Origin of the sequence: Labrys monachus, from assembly GCF_030814655.1 — a bacterium.
In the GTDB taxonomy this organism is placed as follows: domain Bacteria; phylum Pseudomonadota; class Alphaproteobacteria; order Rhizobiales; family Labraceae; genus Labrys; species Labrys monacha.
This window is the reverse complement of the sequence record NZ_JAUSVK010000001.1, coordinates 156,324-162,500: the sequence shown is the minus strand read 5'-3', so window position 1 is coordinate 162,500 and position 6,177 is coordinate 156,324. Positions and strand designations below refer to the sequence as shown.

The following is a 6,177-nucleotide window of genomic DNA, read 5'->3' as shown; positions in this document are numbered from 1 at the left end:
GATACCGCCGCCCGCGTTGTGGCGACACAGCGCGCAGGAGAGAGAAGGTCGATCGGTGATCGACCTTCCCATCACGTTGGTGCAAGGGGAGAGCGGGCGGACGCACCCGCTCCCGGCGGTCAGGCCGCGGCGTTCACCGCCCGCCCGCCGATGATCAGCCCCGAAGCGGTGGCGCTGACCGGCAGATGGGTGCCGTCCTTCACCTTGCCGGCGAGGATCATCTCGGCGAGCGGGTCCTGCACCAGCTTCTGGATCGTGCGCTTCAGCGGGCGCGCGCCATAGGCGGGATCGTAGCCCTTGTCGGCGAGATAGCTGCGGGCCGCATCGTCGAGCTCGATGGTGATCTTGCGCTCGTCGAGCAGCTTCTGCAGCCGCGCCATCTGGATGTCGACGATCGCCCCCATCTGCGCCCTCTTGAGGCGGTGGAACAGGATGATCTCGTCGACGCGGTTGAGGAACTCCGGCCGGAAATGCCCGCGCACCACGGCCATCACCTCCTCGCGCACCGCGGCGGAATCCTCGCCCTCCTTCTGGCCCACCAGATATTCGGCCCCGAGATTGGAGGTCATGATGATCAGCGTGTTGCGGAAGTCGACCGTCCGCCCCTGCCCGTCGGTCAGGCGCCCGTCGTCGAGCACCTGGAGCAGCACGTTGAACACATCCGGATGCGCCTTCTCGATCTCGTCGAACAGCACGACCTGGTAGGGCCGCCGCCGCACGGCTTCGGTGAGGGCGCCGCCCTCGTCATAGCCGACATAGCCCGGAGGCGCGCCGATGAGCCTGCTCACCGAATGCTTCTCCATATATTCGGACATGTCGAGCCGGACCATCGCCGTATCGTCGTCGAACAGGAAGGCGGCGAGCGCCTTGGTCAGCTCGGTCTTGCCGACGCCGGTGGGACCCAGGAAGATGAAGGAGCCGATCGGCCGGTTCGGATCCTGCAGGCCGGCCCGGGCGCGCCGGACAGCGGTCGAGACGGCCTGAACCGCCTCGCCCTGGCCGACCACACGGGTGGCGAGCACGTCCTCCATGCGCAGCAGCTTGTCCTTCTCGCCCTCCAGCATCCTGTCGACGGGCACGCCCGTCCAGCGCGAGACGACCTGCGCGACATGGTTGGCGGTGACCGCCTCCTCCAGCATGCCGCCCTTGGATTCGGCGGCCTCCGTCGCCTTCAGCTCCCTTTCGAGGCCGGGAATGATCGAGTAGGTCAGTTCACCGGCGCGCTGGTATTCGCCGCGGCGCTGCGCATCGGCGAGCTCGTTCTTGGCCTTGTCGAGCTGCCCCTTGAGATCGGCGGCGCGGCCGAGCTTGTCCTTCTCGCTCTTCCAGCGCTGCGTCAGCTCGCTGGAACGCTCCTCGAGATCGGCCAGCTCCTTCTCCAGCCGCTGCAGCCGGTCCTTCGACGCGGTGTCGCTTTCCTTCTTCAGGGCTTCCTGCTCGATCTTGAGCTGGATGATGCGCCGGTCGAGCTCGTCGAGCTCCTCCGGCTTGGAATCGACCTGCATGCGCAGGCGCGCGCCGGCCTCGTCGACGAGGTCGATCGCCTTGTCCGGCAGGAAACGGTCGGTGATGTAGCGGTTCGACAGCGTCGCCGCCGCGACGATGGCGCTGTCGGTGATACGGACCTTGTGGTGCTGCTCGTATTTCTCCTTGAGGCCGCGCAGGATCGAGATGGTGTCCTCGACCGTCGGCTCGTCGACGAAGACGGGCTGGAAGCGCCGCGCCAGCGCCGGATCCTTCTCGACATGCTTGCGATATTCGTCGAGCGTGGTGGCGCCGACGCAATGGAGTTCGCCCCGCGCCAGCGCCGGCTTGAGCAGGTTGGAGGCGTCCATGGCGCCGTCCGCCTTGCCCGCGCCGACCAGCGTGTGCATCTCGTCGATGAAGAGGATGATGTTGCCCTCGGCGCCGGTCACCTCCTGCAGCACGGCCTTGAGGCGCTCCTCGAACTCGCCGCGATATTTCGCGCCGGCGATGAGCGCGCCCATGTCGAGTGCCAGCAGGCTCTTGTCCTTGAGCGATTCGGGCACGTCGCCATTGATGATGCGTAGCGCCAGGCCCTCGACGATCGCCGTCTTGCCGACGCCGGGCTCGCCGATCAGCACCGGGTTGTTCTTGGTGCGCCGGGACAGCACCTGGATGGTGCGGCGGATCTCCTCGTCGCGACCGATCACCGGATCGAGCTTGCCCGAGCGCGCGTCGGCCGTGAGGTCGCGCGCATATTTCTTCAGGGCATCATAGGCGTTCTCGGCCGTCGCCGAATCGGCGGTGCGGCCCTTGCGGAGCGCCTCGATGGCCTGGTTGAGGTTCTGCGGCGTCACGCCGGCGGCGGCGAGCACCTTGCCGGCCACGCTCTCCTTCTCGATGGCCAGCGCCAGCAGCAGCCTTTCGACGGTGACGAAGGAATCGGAAGCCTTCTCGGCCGCCTTCTCGGCCGCCTCGAACACCCGGGCGAGCTGGGGGGTGAGATAGACCTGGCCGGCGCCCGAGCCCTCCACCTTCGGCAGCTTGCGCAGCGCGGCCTCGACGGCCTCCAGCGCTTCGCGCGAACGCCCGCCCGCCCGGTCGATCAGCCCGGCGGCGAGGCCTTCCGGGTCGTCCAGCAGGACCTTCAGGAGATGTTCCGGCGCGAATTGCTGGTGTCCCTCGCGCAGCGCGAGTGACTGGGCCGACTGCACGAAGCCCCGCGCCCGTTCGGTATAGCGTTCAAAATTCATGGCTTCTTCCTTCCCGCACGCCCGAGGACCCGTAGCATCACCCCGGCGCCATTTCGAATGGCGGACCCCGCAGGCGTCCGCTTCGAAAAATGTGGGGTGCCCGGCAGGCGGCGCAAGGGGATAGCGGCAGAGTTTCAGCAGGATTCGAGGCGCTAGGAATTGACGGGCATCAAGGAAAGCGGCGGCGGCCCGACCTTTTCCGCGCCGGCGGCGCGGGCGGAAAGCCTGCGCGCCGCCGCCCGCCTCCGGACCCTCTTGATCCCCATCCCTATCCGTGCACCTATCCCGTTACCAGACCGGCGTGAGGCTCTGCCGTGGCGGCTCGTGGGGTGAAGAACGCTGCATCGCGGCAGCGCTGGAGCAGAGCGCGTTTAGGCAGAAGCGGCGCTTTGCTCTAGCTCTTTGTTTTTCGACGCGTCTTTGCGTTTTGCCGATTCCGTCAAAACACAAAACGCTCTAGCCTGCCGGGGTCGGAGCACGGCCGGCGCCGCAATCCGCAACAGGCTCGAGGACGGCAGATTTGATCAAGAACTCCACCCGGGTGGGTCCCGGCTTTCCGCAGGTCGTGGTTCTCGTCGGCGCCACCGGCGACCTCTCGCGGCGCAAGCTGCTGACCGGCCTGTTCCGCCTGACCAATGCCGGCTTCATCCCGGGCTGCCGCATCATCGGCGTTTCCCTCGACGACATCGATGCCGACGCCTTCCGCGCCATCGCCCACGAGGCGCTCGAGAAATTCTCCTCCCGCAAGTTCACGCCGGCCGAATGGGAGAACTTCGCCGCCTCGCTCGACTATGTCTCGCTCGCCGCCGGCCCGGACGCGCTGCGCGCCGCGGTCGAGAAGGCGGAGGCCGAGCTCGGCGCCGAAACCCGGCGCGTGCATTACCTGTCCGTGCCGCCCAACGCCGCCCTCGCCGCCGTGCATCTCCTGGCGCAGGCTGGCCTCGTCGAGCGCTCGCGCATCATCATGGAGAAGCCCTTCGGCACCGACCTCGCCAGCGCGGTGGCGCTCAACAACAAGCTGCACGAGGTCTTCACCGAGGACCAGATCTTCCGCATCGATCATTTCCTCGGCAAGGAGCCGGCGCAGAACATCCTCGCCTTCCGCTTCGCCAACGGCCTGTTCGAGCCGATCTGGAACCGCAACTTCATCGACCATGTGCAGATCGACGTGCCGGAGACCCTCGGCCTCGACCGCCGCGCCGCCTTCTACGAATCCACCGGCGCCTATCGCGACATGGTGGTGACTCATCTGTTCCAGATCCTCGCCTTCATGGCGATGGAGCCGCCGACCCATCTCGAACCCAAGCCCATCTCGGAGGAGAAGAACAAGGTGTTCCGCTCCATGGTGCCGATCGACCCGCGCGACGTGGTGCGCGGGCAATATATCGGCTACCGCAACGAGCCGGGCGTGGACCCGGAGAGCGACACCGAGACCTTCATCGCCCTCAAATGCGCCATCGACAATTGGCGCTGGGCCGGCGTGCCCTTCTTCCTGCGCACCGGCAAGCGCCTCGCCGAGGGCCAGCGCATCATCTCCATCGCCTTCCGCGAACCGCCCAAGAGCATGTTCCCCGCCGGCTCCGGCGTCGGCGCGCAGGGGCCGGACCACCTCACCTTCGACCTCGCAGACGCCTCCAAGGTGTCCCTCTCCTTCTATGGCAAGCGCCCGGGGCCGGGCTTTCGCCTCGACAAGCTCAGCCTGCAATTCGCGATGAGCGAGACCGGGCTGATCAGCGACGTGCTGGAAGCCTATGAACGCCTGATCCTCGACGCCATGCGCGGCGACCACACCCTCTTCACCACCGCCGAAGGCATCGAAAGGCTGTGGGAGGTCTCGAGCCCCCTGCTGGAGAACCCGCCGCCGGTGCGCCTCTACGACCAGGGCGGCTGGGGCCCGAAATCAATCCACCAGCTGATCGCCCCCCATGCCTGGCGCCTGCCCTTCGAGCGCGCCTGGCGGGATTCGCACGGGAAGGGGTGAGGCCGCGGCTCCGGCGGGTCGCCGCCCCTCGGCACGCCCCCGCATCCACGCGAGACACAGTCAAAACGTGGCTCGGGGTCCCCTCAAGACAGCAGCAGGAACAGCCCGCCCGAAATCACGATCGTCGCCGGCAGGGTCAGGACCCAGGCCGCCGCGATCTGCCAGAGGGTGGCGGGCTGCAGGCCGGCGCCGGAGCCCACCATCGTGCCGGCGATGCCGCCGGTGACGACATGGGTGGTCGAGACGGGAAAGCCGGTGAAGCCGGCGGCCCCGATCAGGCCGGCCGCCACCAGTTCGGCCGAGCCGCCCTGCGCCGGCACCAGCTTCTCCTTGCCGAGGCGCTCGCCGAGCGTGGTCACGATGCGCCGGTAGCCGACGAGCGTGCCGAGGCCGAGGCAGAGCGCGCTGAGGATGCGCACCCACCAGGGCGCGTATTGCACCGATTTCATCACGTCGTCGTGGATCGACTTCGCCGATTTCTTCTCGTCCGGCGAGATGCCGTCCGCCTCGGCGGCGAAGGTCAGTTCGGAGAGGGTGTGGTTGAGGTCGTTGCGGACGGCGGAACGCTCGCCGGGCGGGATCTCCTTCGCCGACCGGATGCTGCCGAAGCGCTCGCCGAGCTTGCGCGCGGATTCGACGGCGAGGTCCTTCCGGTCGCCGCCATAGCGCTCGATCAGGCTCGCAGCCGCCGGCATCTCGCGGGCGAGCCGGGCGAAGTCGCCGCCGGGCAGGTCCATGTTGAGGGCGAAGCTCGCCGGCAGCAGGCCGATGACGGTGAGCATGATCAGGCCGATGCTCTTCTGCCCGTCATTGGTGCCGTGCGCGAAGGAGACGCCGGTGCAGGTGAGGATGAGCAAAGCGCGCATCCACCACACCGGCGGCCGGCCTTCCTGCGGCGGCTCGAACAGATGCCGGTCGCGGATCGCGAGCCTCACCAGCCGGAACAGGATGAAGGCGAGCCCGAAGCCGAGGATCGGCGAGACCAGGAGCGAGGCGAGCACGCTCCAGACCTGCTGCCAGTCGACGCCCTCCCCAAGCCGGCGGCCATGAATGACGGCATTGGCGACGGCGATGCCGATCAGTGAGCCGATCAGCGCGTGGGAGCTCGAATTGGGGATGCCGAGCCACCAGGTGCCGACGTTCCAGGCCAGCGCCGCGACGAACAGCGCGATCAGCATGCCGACCGCCAGCCTCCCGTCCGGCGGCGACAGGGCGTCGGGCGGGATGAGCTGCACCAGTGCATAGGCGACGGCGATGCCGCCGAGGATGACGCCGAGGAAGTTCATCGCTCCCGACCACAGGACGGCCTGGCCGGGCTTGAGCGAATGGGTGTAGATCACCGTCGCCACCGCGTTGGCGGTATCGTGGAAGCCGTTCGAGAACTCGAAGGCGAGGGCGAGGAAGAGGCAGGCCGCCAGGAGCGCGACGATGGCGGGCGAGCCTTGGGACAGGAATTCCAGCATGTCTGCGAGCCTTGTT

The 6,177-nt window shown here is 67.8% G+C and carries 3 protein-coding genes; 1 reads left to right on the top strand and 2 read right to left on the bottom strand.

What is annotated here, in order from left to right; translation table 11 throughout:
* Window positions 1-119: 119 nt before the first annotated feature.
* The gene (gene clpB, locus J3R73_RS00710; RefSeq protein WP_307421532.1) at window positions 120-2,717 is read right to left on the bottom strand and encodes an ATP-dependent chaperone ClpB; all 2,598 of its coding nucleotides are present in this window, start codon (window positions 2,715-2,717) and stop codon (window positions 120-122) included.
* A gap of 520 nt (window positions 2,718-3,237) precedes the next feature.
* On the opposite strand from clpB, the gene zwf reads away from it, so the two are divergent.
* On the top strand, window positions 3,238-4,698 hold the full coding sequence (gene zwf, locus J3R73_RS00705; RefSeq protein ID WP_307421530.1) for a glucose-6-phosphate dehydrogenase: 1,461 nt from the start codon (window positions 3,238-3,240) through the stop codon (window positions 4,696-4,698).
* An 83-nt stretch (window positions 4,699-4,781) separates the two neighbouring features.
* Here zwf and J3R73_RS00700 read toward each other — a convergent pair whose 3' ends face one another.
* Window positions 4,782-6,161 (bottom strand): inorganic phosphate transporter, encoded by a 1,380-nt coding sequence (locus J3R73_RS00700; RefSeq protein WP_307421528.1) that lies wholly within the window; start codon window positions 6,159-6,161, stop codon window positions 4,782-4,784.
* Between the last annotated feature and the right edge of the window lie 16 nt (window positions 6,162-6,177).

What these genes read in the sequence shown, in the direction of transcription:
- J3R73_RS00700 (WP_307421528.1), bottom strand. Translation starts at nt 6,161, where the DNA reads ATGCTGGAATTCCTGTCCCAAGGCTCGCCCGCCATCGTCGCGCTCCTG.
- clpB (WP_307421532.1), bottom strand. Translation starts at nt 2,717, where the DNA reads ATGAATTTTGAACGCTATACCGAACGGGCGCGGGGCTTCGTGCAGTCG.